We start from the raw sequence: 13,719 nt of genomic DNA, 5'->3' as shown, positions 1-13,719 counted from the left end.
CTTGCGTCATGGGTCAGCATGACTTCCCCCCTGAAAATTGTGGTGGTGGCGCCTGATCTGGTCATTGCAGACCCTGACGACGATCACGCCCACAGCCAAGCCGAGCGCTCACGCTACCTGCGCATTGGCCTGCTTGAGAACGGTTTTAACCTGGTGGCCAGCTTGCCCGCCGACGTGTTTTTGACCGAGCGCTTGGCGCAACTGCAGCCCGACATGGTGATTGTGGACGCTGAAAGCGATGCCCGCGACGCGCTTGAGCACGTGGTGATGGCCACCCGCGATGCGCCCCGCCCCATCGTCATGTTCACCAATGACGAAGACCCCGGCCACGCCCGTGCCGCCGTGGCTGCCGGGGTGTCGGCCTATGTGGTGGCGGGGCTCTCGCACGAGCGCATCCGCCCTATTTTGGACGTGGCCATGGCGCGCTTTGAGCACCAGCAAGCGCTGCTGCAAACCCTGGCCAGCACCCAAACCGAGCGCGACGAACTCAGCGCGGAATTGCGTGACCGCAAACTGATCGACCGCGCCAAAGGCCTGCTGATGCAGCGACAGGACTTGAGCGAGGAAGAAGCGTTTAAAAAAATGCGCAAAACCGCCATGGACAAAGGCCTGAAACTGGCCGAAGTAGCACAACGCATGCTGGATGTGGCCGACCTGATGGGTTAAATTGGTGCGTTGCACAATTTCAGTGCCCACAGTCACTGCAACCAGTTTTTATATAAGAAATTAGCCTCTAGCCCTTATCAATAAAGCGTAAGCAGCTATTGTTTTTTATTTACATACAGACTCAATTACTGTTGGCATGGCTATTGCTTATTAACCTGTAAGACCACCGAGGGTCATCGGCCTGGCACCGCTCAACGGCGAGCAGTGTCAGCCACACCGGACAAAGGCGTCCCCACTTGCACAGCGCTTGCCCCAAGCGCACTGCAACGTGAGGACGCCTTTTTTTGTTTGTTTTTTCTGCCACTCACTGCAAAGGACTCGCCATGACAGACTTCTCTCAACCCAGTTTCAGCCGCCGCGCGGTGTTGCAAACCGCTGCCGTCGGTGCCATTGGCATCAGCCCGGCGCTGCGCTCGGTGGTTTACGCCGCAGGCTCTGATGCCCCGGAAAAAACCGAGGTCAAGATCGGCTTCATCCCGCTGACCGACTGCGCTAGCGTGGTCATGGCCAGCGTGCTGGGCATTGACAAAAAATACGGCGTCAAGATCGTCCCCAGCAAAGAATCCAGCTGGGCCGGTGTGCGCGACAAGCTGGTCAATGGCGAGCTTGACTTTGCCCACGTACTCTACGGCCTGGTCTACGGTGTGCATTTGGGTGTAGGCGGCGCGAAAAAAGACATGGCGGTGCTGATGAACCTGAACCACAACGGCCAGGCCATCACCCTGTCCAAAAAGCTGGCCGACAAAGGCGCGGTGGATGGTGCAGGGCTGGCCAAACTGATGACCACCGAGAAGCGCGACTACACCTTTGCCCAAACTTTCCCCACCGGCACACATGCCATGTGGCTGTACTACTGGCTGGCGGCCAATGGCATCAACCCGATGACCGGGGCCAAAGTCATCACCGTGCCACCACCGCAAATGGTGGCCAACATGCGCGTGGGCAACATGGACGGCTTTTGCGTGGGCGAGCCCTGGAACCACCGCGCCATCATCGACGGCATTGGCGTCACGGCGGCCACCACGCAAGAGGTGTGGCGCGATCACCCTGAAAAAGTGCTGGGCACCACCGCTGACTTTGTCAAAAAATACCCCAACACCGCGCGCGCTGTCACGGCGGCCATTTTGGAAGCCGGCAAGTGGATTGACGCTGGCCTGCAAAACAAAAACAAAATGGCTGAAACCATTGCCGCCAAAAGCTATGTCAACACCAGCGTGGACGCCATCAACCAGCGCATTTTGGGGCGCTACCAAAACGGCATGGGCAAGACCTGGGACGACCCCAACTACATGAAGTTTTTCAACGACGGCGCGGTCAACTTCCCGTACCTGAGCGACGGCATGTGGTTCCTGACCCAGCACAAACGCTGGGGCTTGCTCAAACAGCATCCGGATTACCTGGCGGTGGCCAAGCAGATCAACCAGATTGACCTTTACAAACAAGCCGCCACGGCCAGCAAAACGCCGATTCCAAAAGACGTGATGCGCACCAGCAAACTCATCGACGGCGTGGTCTGGGACGGCAAAGACCCCAAAAAGTACGCCGACAGCTTCAAAGTCAAGGCCTGAACAGTCACCTAGCCGCAGGCGCCCACATCACCCTGAGCGCCTGCATACCGCCCCCTTTTTCAAGGAGATCACCATGGTCAGCGCTGTTTTTCACTCGCCACTGGAAGCCTCTGGCTCTGCGCCAGAAGCTCCTACTGTCTCACACAAAAATATGAAATCTGTAGCTACTCACGCAACAAATACAAGCTCTACAGTCTCAAAAACCTCACAAAAACCGGCTTTTGACTGGCGCGCCTTGTGGCTCGCAGTGTTGCCGCCAGTGCTGGGCTTTGGGCTGCTGGTGGGCATTTGGGCGCTGGTGAGCATCAGCACGGCCAGCAGCATCCCCTCGCCTGCCGACACATTCAAACAAGCGCTGGTGATTTTCAGCGACCCGTTCTACAGCAACGGCCCCAACGACCAGGGCGTGGGCTGGAACATCTTGATGAGCCTGGAGCGCGTGGCAGTCGGCTTTGGGCTGGCGGCGGTGGTGGGTATTCCGGTGGGGTTTGCCGTGGGGCGGTTTGAGTTTTTGAGCCGCATGTTCAACCCGCTGATCAGCCTGCTGCGTCCGGTGTCACCGCTGGCCTGGCTGCCGATTGGCTTGCTGGTGTTCAAGGGTGCCGACCCAGCCGCCATCTGGACCATTTTCATTTGCTCCATCTGGCCGATGATCATCAACACCGCCGTCGGTGTGCAGCGCGTGCCGCAAGACTACATGAACGTGGCGCGAGTGCTGAACTTGTCTGAGTGGAAGATCGTGACCAAGATTTTGTTCCCCTCGGTGCTGCCCTACATGCTCACCGGTGTGCGGCTGGCGGTGGGCACGGCCTGGCTGGTGATTGTGGCCGCCGAAATGCTCACGGGCGGTGTCGGCATTGGCTTCTGGGTCTGGGACGAGTGGAACAACCTGAACGTCAAAAACATCATCATCGCTATCTTTGTGATTGGTGTAGTTGGTTTGATTCTGGAATACGCGCTGATCAAGGTAGCCACCGCGTTCACGTTTGAAGAGGTGAAGTCATGAACATCAACCAAACCACCAAGTTCATCGACATCGTCGGTGTCGAGCAAACGTTCAAGACCAAAAAAGGCCCGTTTTGCGCACTGCAAGGCGTGAACCTGACGGTGGCCAAGGGCGAGTTTGTGGCGCTGATTGGCCACTCGGGCTGCGGCAAGTCCACCCTGCTGAACCTGATTGCCGGCCTGACCACCCCCACCCAAGGCCACCTGCTGTGCGACAACCGCGAAATTGCCGGCCCTGGCCCAGACCGCGCCGTGGTGTTTCAAAACCACTCGCTGTTGCCCTGGCTGACCTGTTTTGAGAACATCTACCTGGGTGTGGAACGTGTCTTTGGCGCGGCCAACAAGTCCACTGGCGCACCCTCAGAAAACAAGGCACAGCTGATGGCGCGCACCGACGCCGCGCTGGCGCTGGTGGGCCTGACCCCAGCCGCACAAAAGCGCCCTGGTGAAATATCGGGCGGCATGAAGCAGCGCGTGGGCATTGCCCGCGCCCTGGCGATGGAGCCCAAAGTGCTGCTGATGGACGAGCCTTTTGGTGCATTGGACGCCCTCACGCGCGCCAAGCTGCAGGACGAGCTGCTTGAAATTGTGGCGCGTACCGAAAGCACGGTGGTGATGGTGACGCACGACGTGGACGAAGCCGTGCTGCTTTCTGACAAGATTGTGATGATGACCAACGGGCCCAGCGCCACCATTGGCGAGGTCTTGGTGGTGGACTTGCCACGCCCGCGCAGCCGGGTTGAGCTGGCCGACAGCGCCCAGTACCTGCACTACCGCAAAGCGGTGATCGACTTTTTGTACACCCGGCAAGCCCATGTGGAAAAAGCAGCCTGAGTTGTCTTTGCCAGACCCCATCTGCAGGGCCGACTTCAGCTGGACTGGCCGGGTGCAAATCTGCCCTGCAAATCACCGTTAATCGCCACCCCAAAACTGAAAGCACATCATGGACATGCGCGTAGAACCCAAACCCAAACTGAAACTCGTGCTGGTCGGCAACGGCATGGCCGGTGTACGCACCTTGGAAGAGCTGCTCAAAATTGCGCCCGACCTGTATGACATCACGGTGTTTGGCGCTGAGCCGCACCCCAACTACAACCGCATCTTGCTCAGCCCGGTGCTGGCAGGCGAGCAAACGCTTGACCAAATCGTGCTCAACGACTGGTCTTGGTACACCGACCACCACATCACCCTGCACGCCGGCTGGCGTGTGACTTCGGTCGACCGCATCAAACGTGTGGTGCACGCCCAAAATACTGCGGGTGAAACCATCAGCACGGGCTACGACCGCTTGCTGCTGTGCACCGGCTCGAACCCTTTCATGCTGCCGATTCCGGGCAAAGATCTGGCTGGCGTGATTGCCTACCGCGACATTGCCGACACCAACGCCATGATCGACGCGGCCACGCACTTCAAACATGCTGTCGTCATTGGCGGCGGTCTGCTCGGCCTGGAAGCCGCCAACGGCCTGATGCTGCGCGGCATGACGGTGAGCGTGGTGCATGTGCAACCCACCTTGATGGAGCGCCAACTTAACGACGTGGCCGGCAAACTGTTGCAAAAGTCATTGGAAGAGCGCGGCTTGAACTTCCTGATGGGCGCACAAACCCAGGAGCTGGTGGGTGGCCCGGATGGCCGCGTCACAGCCATCAAGTTCAAAGATGGCAGTGAGGTGCCTGCTGACTTGGTGGTCATGGCGGTGGGTATTCGCCCCAACACCGAGCTGGCACAAGCCATGCGCCTGCATTGCGACAAGGGCATTGTGGTCAACGACACACTGCAAACCATCACCGACGCACGCATCTACAGCGTGGGCGAATGCGCTGCCCACCGTGGCACCGCTTACGGCTTGGTGGCACCGCTGTTTGAGCAAGCCAAAGTGGCGGCCAATCACCTGGCGCAGTTTGGCATTGGGCGTTACACCGGCTCACTGACCTCCACCAAACTCAAGGTCACCGGCATTGACTTGTTCAGCGCCGGCAACTTTGCCGGGGGCACAGACACCGAAGAAATTGTCATGAGTGACCCCAAGGGCGGGGTCTACAAAAAGCTGGTGCTCAAAGACGACAAGCTGGTGGGTGCCTGCCTGTATGGCGACACGGTGGACGGCAGCTGGTACTTCAAGCTGCTGCGCGATGGCCGCCCGGTGGCTGACATCCGCGACAAGCTGATGTTTGGTGAAGGCAGCACGGGTGACGCTGGTCACCAAGGCCAAAACAAGGCCGTGGCCATGGCTGACACCGACGAGGTGTGCGGCTGCAATGGCGTGACCAAAGGCACCATCTGCAAAGCCATCAAAGAAAAAGGCCTGATGACCCTCGATGAGGTGCGCAAACACACCAAGGCCAGCGCGTCTTGCGGCTCATGCACCAGTCTGGTGGAGCAGCTGCTGATCTTTACCGCTGGGGCTGACTACTCGGCCACCCCCAAAACCAAACCCCTGTGCAGCTGCACCGACCACGGCCACCAAGCGGTGCGCGACGCCATTCGCGCCAACAAGCTCACCACCTTGGCCGATGTCTACAGCTTCCTGGAATGGAAAACCCCCAACGGCTGCGCCAGTTGCCGCCCGGCGGTGAACTATTACCTGATCAGCACCTGGCCCAAAGAAGCCAAAGACGACCCGCAAAGCCGTTTTATTAATGAGCGCAGCCATGCCAACATCCAAAAGGACGGCACTTACAGCGTGATTCCGCGCATGTGGGGCGGCGAGACCAGTGCCAGTGAACTGCGCCGCATTGCCGACGTGGTGGACAAGTACCAGATTCCCACCGTCAAGGTCACCGGCGGTCAGCGCATTGACTTGCTGGGGGTTAAAAAAGAGCAGTTGCCCGCCGTCTGGCAAGACCTCGGCATGCCCAGTGGCCACGCCTACGCCAAGGCGCTGCGCACCGTGAAAACCTGCGTCGGCTCTGAGTGGTGTCGCATGGGCACGCAAGACAGCACGCAAATGGGCAAAGACCTGGAGCGCGCCATGTGGCGCATGTACGCACCGCACAAGGTCAAATTTGCCGTCAGCGGCTGCCCGCGCAACTGTGCTGAGGCGGGCATCAAAGACGTCGGCATCATCGGTGTCGACAGTGGCTGGGAGATGTATGTGGCAGGCAACGGTGGCATCAAGACCGAGGTGGCGCACTTTTTGGTGAAGGTCAAGACCGCCGCCGAGGTGCTGGAATACACCGGCGCTTTTTGTGAGCTGTACCGCCAGGAAGGCTGGTACCTGGAGCGCACCGTGCATTTTGTCAACCGCGTCGGCTTGGACTACATCAAAAAACGCATCGTGGAAGACGCAGCAGGCCGAAAAACACTCTGGGACAACCTGCAGTTTGCCCTGGACGGCGAACCCGACCCCTGGTTTGAATTTGACAAAGCGGCGGTAGATACACGCCAGTTTGAAGCCTTGAGTGTCTGAACCTTGACCCTATTTTTATATGCTTTTTAGGCCTCTAGACCATATACAACAAGCGTAATAAGCTACAAAGGAAATAGCAAAATGAACGAATGGACTCTCATCTGCCAAATCGACGACATCCCTGTGCTGGGCTCTCGCCGCGTGTCTCGCAGCGCTGGCATGGATGTGGCGGTGTTTCGCAACGACACGGGCGAGGTGTTTGCCCTGCTTGACCGCTGTCCGCACAAAGGCGGCCCCTTGAGCCAAGGCATAGTGTTTGGCACCAGTGTGGCCTGCCCGTTGCACAACTGGACCATTGGCCTGTGCACCGGCCAGGCCGCCGCGCCAGACGAGGGCTGTACGCCGCGTTTTGAAATCAAGGTAGTGGCCGGGCAAGTGTTCCTGAAAACTGCCGAGCTGGCCAGCCACGCCACAGAGCAAACCCGCCCCATCGCTGGCCCGGCGCGGCACAAGGCCTGCGTTTAAGGCCATTGCCAACTCCCCTGCAGCGTGACCATGACACCGATCCACCCGCTGCTTGGCCACGCACACACGCTTTGAAAGAACCCAAGCCATGACTGAAACGCGTTCGACCTGCCCTTACTGCGGTGTGGGCTGCGGGGTGATCATCGAATCCAGCGGCAACCAGATCACCGGCGTGCGCGGCGACCCCGACCACCCAGCCAACTTTGGCCGCCTGTGCAGCAAGGGCTCTACCCTGCACCTGACGGCCAGCGCCGACATCACTGCGCAAGCGCGGTTGCTGCACCCCATGCAGCGCGCCCAGCGCGACGCACCGGCACAACGCACCGACTGGCACAGTGCGCTGGATATGGCGGCAAAGAAGTTTGCGCAAGTCATCCAGACGCATGGCCCGGATGCAGTGGGTTTTTACTTGTCAGGCCAGTTGCTGACCGAAGACTATTACGTCTTCAACAAACTCGCCAAGGGCTTGGTGGGTACCAACAACGTCGACAGCAACTCGCGCCTGTGCATGAGCAGCGCCGTGGCGGGCTACAAGCAAACGCTGGGCATGGATGCGCCCCCAGCTTGCTATGACGACCTGCCACACGCTGGCACACTGTTCATTACCGGCGCCAACCCGGCTTACGCGCACCCCATTTTGTACCGCCGCCTTGAAGATGCACGCCGTGCCAACCCGGCCATGAAAGTGGTGGTGGTTGACACCCGGCGCACCGACACCGCAGCTGACGCCGACCTGTTTTTGCAAATCCAGCCCGGCACTGATGTCATGCTGCACCACGGCATGTTGCACCTGATGCTGTGGGAAGGCTGGCTTGACACCGGGTTTGTCGCGGCACACACCAGCGGTTTTGAGGCTCTGAAAACCCTGGTGCGCGATTGCACGCCTGACAAAGTGGCGCACATGTGCGGTATCTCCCAAGCCGCCTTGCTGCAAGCCGCGCAGTGGTTTGCAGGGGTCACCCCACAGGGCCGCACCCCGACGCTGAGCCTGTACTGCCAGGGCTTGAACCAGTCCAGCAGCGGCACCGCCAAAAACACCTCGCTCATCAATCTGCACCTGGCCACTGGCCAGATCGGCAAGCCTGGCGCCGGCCCGTTTTCGCTCACTGGCCAGCCCAATGCCATGGGCGGGCGCGAAGTGGGCGGCATGGCCAACTTGCTCTCTGGTCACCGCGACTTGGCCAACGCCAGCCACCGCGCTGAAGTGGCCGCCCTGTGGGGTGTGCCAGACGTGCCGGCCAAGCCCGGCAAAACAGCCGTCGAAATGTTCCAGGCTGCTGCAGACGGCGACATCAAAGCCTTGTGGATTGCCTGCACCAACCCAGCGCAATCCATGCCCGACCAAGCCACGGTGCGCCGCGCCTTGCAGCGCGCCGAATTTGTGGTGGTGCAAGAAGCCTTTGCCACCACTGCCACCTGCCGCTATGCCGACCTGCTGCTGCCGGCCACCACCTGGGGCGAAAAAGAAGGCACCGTGACCAACTCAGAGCGGCGCATCAGCCGCGTGCGCGCCGCTGTCAACCCGGCGGGCGAGTGCCGCCACGACTGGCTGATCGCCACCGACTTTGCGCAACGGCTGGTAGCACATTTGCCAACAATGCCAGCCAGCGGGGTCAGATCCGAATTCGGGCTACAAGCTTTGCCGAAGACAGCAGATGCAGCACCGAATTCGGCTCTGACCCCGATGGCGGGTTTAAACCGAAGCAGCCTGTTCCCCTACACCAACCCAGAATCCATCTGGAACGAACACCGCGAAACCACCCGTGGGCGCGACCTCGACATCACCGGCATGAGCTACGCCATGCTGGAGGCTGCACCCCAACAATGGCCTTTGACAGAAGGCGAACGCCAAGGCAAAGCCAGACTTTATGAGGACGGTGTGTTTCCCACGGCAGACGGCAAGGCGCACTTCATCCCTGCCGCTTTTCAGGCCGTGGCCGAGCCTCGCAGCGCCCGCTACCCGTTTGCCCTGACCACCGGACGCCTGCGCGACCAGTGGCACGGCATGAGCCGAACCGGCACGTTGGGCCGCCTGTTTGGCCACGACAGTGAGCCCTGCGTGCAAATGCACCCGCAAGACATGCGCCAGCGTGGCCTCAAAGACGGTGACCTGGTGTACCTCACCAGTGTGCGTGGCTCGGTGCTGGTGCCAGTGCAAGCCAGCCCTGAAATCAGTGCAAGTCAGGCTTTCATGGCCATGCATTGGGGTGAAGAATTCATCAGTGGTCAAAACGCCCAAGGCGAGCGCCTGGCAGGGGTCAACGCCTTGACCAGCGGCGTGTTTTGCCCAGACTCCAAACAGCCCGAGTTCAAACACACCCCCATCAAAATCCTCAAGGCCGACCTGCCCTGGCAACTGCTGACCATGGCTTGGTTGCCCGAGTCGCAGCTGATCAACGTCCGCAACGACCTGCAAGCGCTGATGACGCAATTTGACTTTGCCACCTGCGTGCCGTTTTCCAATGGTGTAGATGCCAATGTGGTCAGTGCCGCCAGTGCGACTGATGCCACTGGCCCTGGCAACGGCAACGACACCAGCACCAGCGAGCGCTGTGGCCTGCTGTTTCGCGCTGCGCACCACGCCGCACCAGAGCCTGCCGTGCTGGCACAAATAGAGTCACTCTTACACATCAAAGGGCCAGAGGTGCTGCGTTACTCAGACCCCAAACGCGGTCAGCGCCGTGCCGCCCGGCTGGTGGAGCACGACACACAAACGTCGCTGGAAGGCTTTTTGCTGGCCGGGGACATCAGCGCCCAAAGCTGGATCACCACCTTGCTCAAAGAATCTTTGCCAGCCCATTCGTATGGCCGGGCGCTGCTCATCCCCGGAGCCACACCGCCGGTGCCGGTGGTATCGCGCGGCACCACGGTTTGCACCTGTTTTAACGTCACCGATGTGGCCATTCAAAACCACCTCAGCAGCCATGCTGCGCATGCCTCTGATGCCTCCCACACGGGCCAGGCCACCCACGTGCTTGACGCATTGAAAGCCGCGTTGCATTGCGGCACCAACTGCGGCTCGTGCGTGCCACAGTTGCAGCGCATGGTGCGGCAATTTTCTTGACCCTGAGGGATGATCTCGGCCGGTTCCAGCCAACACACCACAGCCTGGGCACAGCGTAGCGCTCAAGGGCATTAGTTTCAGCGCATCAATCAGCAGTTGGCACACCCTGTGCTTAGGGTTAACCATTACAACTGTTGGACTCATACGATGCATCTATTCAAACTGATTGGCCTTTGGGCTGTGTTGTGGAGTTTCCACTTTGGTGCAGCTTCTCAAGATATGGCAACTGCACCCACGCTGGCGGCCAGTGCGGTCAGCGCTGCTGTTGCCTCCAGTGTGGCGCTAACTCACCCCGCTTTGGTTGCCCAGAGCAGCATCAGCAGCGCTGATACCGCCTGGATGCTCACCAGCACCGCTTTGGTGCTGCTGATGACCTTGCCAGGTATTGCCTTGTTTTACGGTGGCATGATCCGACGCAAAAATTTCATCAACACCCTGGCCAGCGTGGTGGCCATTGCTGGGTTGGTCACCTTGTTGTGGTTCGCTGTGGGCTACTCGTTGGCCTTTACCCCTGGCAACCCCTGGTGGGGTGGCACTGAGCGTTTGTGGTTTGTTGGCTTGGACTACATCAAGGACAGCGGCCAGGTGGCGGTCAGTTACATCGCCCCCAATTTGCCGGAATCGGTGTACGCCATGTACCAACTCAGTTTTGCCATCATCACGGCGGCCTTGATTGTGGGCGCAGTGGTGGAGCGCATGCAGTTTTCAGCACTGTTGTGGTTCATTGGATTGTGGTCGATGCTGGTCTATGCCCCAATTGCGCACTGGGTCTGGGAGCCAGGTGGCTGGCTGGCGCAAATGGGCGTGCTGGACTTTGCCGGTGGCTCGGTGGTGCACATCAACGCCGGGGTCACCGGCTTGGTCTGTGCCTATGCCTTGGGCCCACGCAAAGGTTACGGGCATGAACCTTTTCAGCCGTTTAACCTAGGCCTGACCATGGTCGGAGCCGGGCTGTTGTGGGTGGGCTGGTTTGGTTTTAACGCCGGCTCAGCCCTTGCTGCAGACGGGCGTGCCGGTTTGGCCATGGCAGTGACGCAAATCGCGGCGGCGGCCGGAGCCATTTTCTGGATGCTGGGGGAGTGGCTGGTGCGCGGCCGTCCGTCTTTGCTGGGTTTGTGCTCGGGGCTGGTGGCAGGTCTGGTGGCCATCACTCCCGCTGCAGGTTTTGTCACGCCACGATCTGCAGTGCTGATTGGTGCGGTGGCTGGGCTGGCATGTTATTGGGGTGCCACGGGTCTCAAGCGCATGCTCAATGCCGATGACTCGCTGGACGTGTTTGGCGTGCATGGCATTGGTGGCATTGTGGGCTCGCTGCTCACCGGCGTATTGGCCAGCAAAAGCATCTCGGGTGTACCGGCGCATTGGAGTACCCAGCTGATAGGTGTGGCGGTTGTGGTGCTGTACAGCGGCGCCATGAGCGCCTTGCTGCTGTGGGTCACCAAAGGATGGGTTGGCTTGCGGGTGGATGAAGCTTTTGAGCAAACCGGTCTGGACATTTCCCTGCATCGGGAACAACTTGGCACTTGATTGGAGTCACACCATGAGAAGCAGCGAAAAAATTGCCCTGGCCGCCCGCATGCATGTGATGCTGCGGCGTAAAACTGGCCGTGTGACCGACACCGAATGGTTGGCTTGCAACCGCGAATACGCAGAGGAAATCATTCGATTTTCAAACGACTATGCCCAAAAGGAAGGCCATCCCGACCTGGCCGAACTGGCTGAAAAGCTCAGCGTGCTGCTGCTGCCACCCCAGCCACAGACCAATGGTTATAAAAAGACCGATTTAAGGCATGAAGACACGGGGCTGATTCGTTACATGCGGGGCTTACGGTAAATTCGCACCCATGACCTGGCACGCCCAACTTGACATCAACTACAGCCAAGAGCAGCAACGCAGCGTGGCGCGCCACACCCACAGCGGTCCACTGCGGCTGCTGCAAAGCCTTTACCCCGAGGGTCATGCGGTCTGCCACAACGTGCTGGTGCACCCGCCCGGCGGCTTGGTGGGTGGCGACACGCTTGACATCACGGTGGCGGCCAGCGGCGCCGCGCATGGCCTGATCACCACCCCGGGTGCCACCCGTTTTTACCGCTCGGCAGGCGAGCCAGCAGTGCAGCGCACCCAGATCACCCTGCGTGACCAGGCACGGCTGGAATGGTTGCCATTGGAGACCATCGCCTACAACCAATGCCTGGCCGAAAACCACCTCACTTTGAACCTGGCGCCGCAAGCCGAATGCATGGGTTGGGACATCACCGCGCTGGGCCTGCCCGCAGCCGATTTACCCTTTACCCAAGGCCGTTTGTTGCAACACCTTGAGCTGCCTGACGTGTGGCTGGAGCGTGGGCTGATCGATGCCAGCGACACCCGCCTGATGGACGGCCCGCTGGGGCTGGCAGGCCAGCGCTGCATGGCCACCCTGTTTTTTGCTGCGGGCACTGCACTTGACAAACCCCGCCGCGCGGCCGCGCTAGACATGGCTCGCCAAGTGCTCGATGGCCATGCTTTGCGCGGCACGGCGGGTGCCACCTGCCCCAACCCGCAAGTGCTGGTGGTGCGGGTGCTGTCGCCGCTGGTGGAACCCGCAGTGGAATTGCTGCGACAAGTGTGGGTGAACTGGCGGGCGCATTTTTGGGGGTTGCCAGCCACCCTACCCCGGATTTGGTCTATGTGAGATCTACCGTGTATTGGCGGGCGCTTCTGGTCCAACGCCTTGACGGTGGACAGCAACGCAACTTCACTCGTTTTGGGTTTTGCGCAAATTCAAAACAAATTGCGTACACTTAAATACACATTTCTATCTCAATTCCGAACATCAAGGGCAGCACCATGGAAACCACCAAAGTAGGCATTCGCGAGTTCCGAGCCGGTATCGCAGAGTTCATTGCATCGAGTTCACCCGTCGCGGTAACGCGTCATGGCCACACAGTTGGGTATTTCATTCCGACCCATGGCCAGGTCGATGCAGACATCACGGCACTGAAAAAGGCCAGCAAAACACTAGACCAATTGCTGGCAGCACACGACGTGGATGTGGAGACAGTTGTTGCTGACTTCAAAGCAGTGCGCAAACAGACCACTGCAAATAAAAAACTCAAGGTGACGGCGCAATGAGCCCCAAAGCCCTTGTCTTGGATGCCAATATTCTGATCCGGGCAGTACTGGGCAAACGCGTGCGGCAGCTGTTGCTTGTCAACGCGGCTACAACCAAATTTTTTGCACCTGATGTTGCCTACTTGGATGCCCGCAAGTACTTGCCTGCATTATTGGAAAAGCGCGGCCTTGACAGCAGTGCGGCCGTGACCGTGCTGGACACCCTTGAGTCAATCGTTCAACCCGTAGAACTCGAACTTTACGAAGGACTCAAGCAACAATCGCTCCAAAGAATTTCCATCCGCGATGCCGATGATTGGCCGGTTCTTGCATGCGCCCTGACGATTGGTTGCCCAGTGTGGACGGAAGATGCTGATTTTTTTGGCACTGGTGTGGCGACATGGACGACTGATCGTGTCGCGTTGTATTTTGAAGATTGACGGGCTTG

Annotated in this window: 12 protein-coding genes; all 12 read left to right on the top strand. The window is 59.5% G+C overall.

The window, feature by feature from the left end:
* Nucleotides 1–18 precede the first annotated feature (18 nt).
* Nucleotides 19–666, top strand: a complete 648-nt coding sequence (locus tag PHT20_RS06380; protein ID WP_301019877.1) for an ANTAR domain-containing protein — start codon at nt 19–21, stop codon at nt 664–666.
* 323 nt (nt 667–989) lie between these two features.
* On the top strand, nt 990–2,234 hold the full coding sequence (locus tag PHT20_RS06375; RefSeq protein WP_301019876.1) for a CmpA/NrtA family ABC transporter substrate-binding protein: 1,245 nt from the start codon (nt 990–992) through the stop codon (nt 2,232–2,234).
* 73 nt (nt 2,235–2,307) lie between these two features.
* On the top strand, nt 2,308–3,240 hold the full coding sequence (ntrB, locus tag PHT20_RS06370) for a nitrate ABC transporter permease (protein ID WP_301019875.1): 933 nt from the start codon (nt 2,308–2,310) through the stop codon (nt 3,238–3,240).
* Complete coding sequence (locus PHT20_RS06365; RefSeq protein ID WP_301019874.1) at nt 3,237–4,073, top strand: ABC transporter ATP-binding protein; 837 nt, start codon at nt 3,237–3,239, stop codon at nt 4,071–4,073. The genes ntrB and PHT20_RS06365 overlap by 4 nt, the downstream gene beginning before the upstream one ends.
* Nucleotides 4,074–4,182: 109 nt before the next feature.
* Nucleotides 4,183–6,648: a nitrite reductase large subunit NirB gene (gene nirB / locus PHT20_RS06360; protein WP_301019873.1), complete on the top strand. Its 2,466-nt coding sequence runs from the start codon at nt 4,183–4,185 to the stop codon at nt 6,646–6,648.
* Between the two features lie 81 nt (nt 6,649–6,729).
* The gene (nirD, locus tag PHT20_RS06355; RefSeq protein WP_301019872.1) at nt 6,730–7,113 is read left to right on the top strand and encodes a nitrite reductase small subunit NirD; all 384 of its coding nucleotides are present in this window, start codon (nt 6,730–6,732) and stop codon (nt 7,111–7,113) included.
* 88 nt (nt 7,114–7,201) lie between these two features.
* Nucleotides 7,202–10,177, top strand: a complete 2,976-nt coding sequence (locus PHT20_RS06350) for a nitrate reductase (RefSeq protein WP_301019871.1) — start codon at nt 7,202–7,204, stop codon at nt 10,175–10,177.
* A gap of 219 nt (nt 10,178–10,396) precedes the next feature.
* Nucleotides 10,397–11,704, top strand: coding sequence for an ammonium transporter (locus tag PHT20_RS06345; protein WP_301019870.1), 1,308 nt, complete (start codon nt 10,397–10,399; stop codon nt 11,702–11,704).
* 13 nt (nt 11,705–11,717) lie between these two features.
* Nucleotides 11,718–12,011: a hypothetical protein gene (locus PHT20_RS06340; protein ID WP_301019869.1), complete on the top strand. Its 294-nt coding sequence runs from the start codon at nt 11,718–11,720 to the stop codon at nt 12,009–12,011.
* Nucleotides 12,012–12,021: 10 nt separating this feature from the next.
* A complete protein-coding gene (locus PHT20_RS06335) occupies nt 12,022–12,852 on the top strand; it encodes an urease accessory protein UreD (protein ID WP_301019868.1) in 831 nt (276 codons plus the stop codon).
* Between the two features lie 155 nt (nt 12,853–13,007).
* Nucleotides 13,008–13,292: a type II toxin-antitoxin system Phd/YefM family antitoxin gene (locus tag PHT20_RS06330; RefSeq protein WP_301019867.1), complete on the top strand. Its 285-nt coding sequence runs from the start codon at nt 13,008–13,010 to the stop codon at nt 13,290–13,292.
* Nucleotides 13,289–13,711: a PIN domain-containing protein gene (locus tag PHT20_RS06325; RefSeq protein ID WP_301019866.1), complete on the top strand. Its 423-nt coding sequence runs from the start codon at nt 13,289–13,291 to the stop codon at nt 13,709–13,711. Before PHT20_RS06330 ends, PHT20_RS06325 begins: the two co-directional genes overlap by 4 nt.
* Nucleotides 13,712–13,719 lie beyond the last annotated feature (8 nt).

Source organism: Rhodoferax sp. (genome assembly GCF_028715765.1).
Taxonomy (GTDB): Bacteria; Pseudomonadota; Gammaproteobacteria; order Burkholderiales; family Burkholderiaceae_C; genus Rhodoferax.
This window is presented reverse-complemented; position numbering and strand designations above follow the sequence as displayed.

Bases quoted from the DNA above. Each gene is read 5' to 3' on its own strand.
- PHT20_RS06380 (WP_301019877.1), top strand. From the start codon at position 19: ATGACTTCCCCCCTGAAAATTGTGGTGGTGGCGCCTGATCTGGTCATT.
- PHT20_RS06375 (WP_301019876.1), top strand. From the start codon at position 990: ATGACAGACTTCTCTCAACCCAGTTTCAGCCGCCGCGCGGTGTTGCAA.
- ntrB (WP_301019875.1), top strand. From the start codon at position 2,308: ATGGTCAGCGCTGTTTTTCACTCGCCACTGGAAGCCTCTGGCTCTGCG.
- PHT20_RS06365 (WP_301019874.1), top strand. From the start codon at position 3,237: ATGAACATCAACCAAACCACCAAGTTCATCGACATCGTCGGTGTCGAG.
- nirB (WP_301019873.1), top strand. From the start codon at position 4,183: ATGGACATGCGCGTAGAACCCAAACCCAAACTGAAACTCGTGCTGGTC.
- nirD (WP_301019872.1), top strand. From the start codon at position 6,730: ATGAACGAATGGACTCTCATCTGCCAAATCGACGACATCCCTGTGCTG.
- PHT20_RS06350 (WP_301019871.1), top strand. From the start codon at position 7,202: ATGACTGAAACGCGTTCGACCTGCCCTTACTGCGGTGTGGGCTGCGGG.
- PHT20_RS06345 (WP_301019870.1), top strand. From the start codon at position 10,397: ATGGCAACTGCACCCACGCTGGCGGCCAGTGCGGTCAGCGCTGCTGTT.
- PHT20_RS06340 (WP_301019869.1), top strand. From the start codon at position 11,718: ATGAGAAGCAGCGAAAAAATTGCCCTGGCCGCCCGCATGCATGTGATG.
- PHT20_RS06335 (WP_301019868.1), top strand. From the start codon at position 12,022: ATGACCTGGCACGCCCAACTTGACATCAACTACAGCCAAGAGCAGCAA.
- PHT20_RS06330 (WP_301019867.1), top strand. From the start codon at position 13,008: ATGGAAACCACCAAAGTAGGCATTCGCGAGTTCCGAGCCGGTATCGCA.
- PHT20_RS06325 (WP_301019866.1), top strand. From the start codon at position 13,289: ATGAGCCCCAAAGCCCTTGTCTTGGATGCCAATATTCTGATCCGGGCA.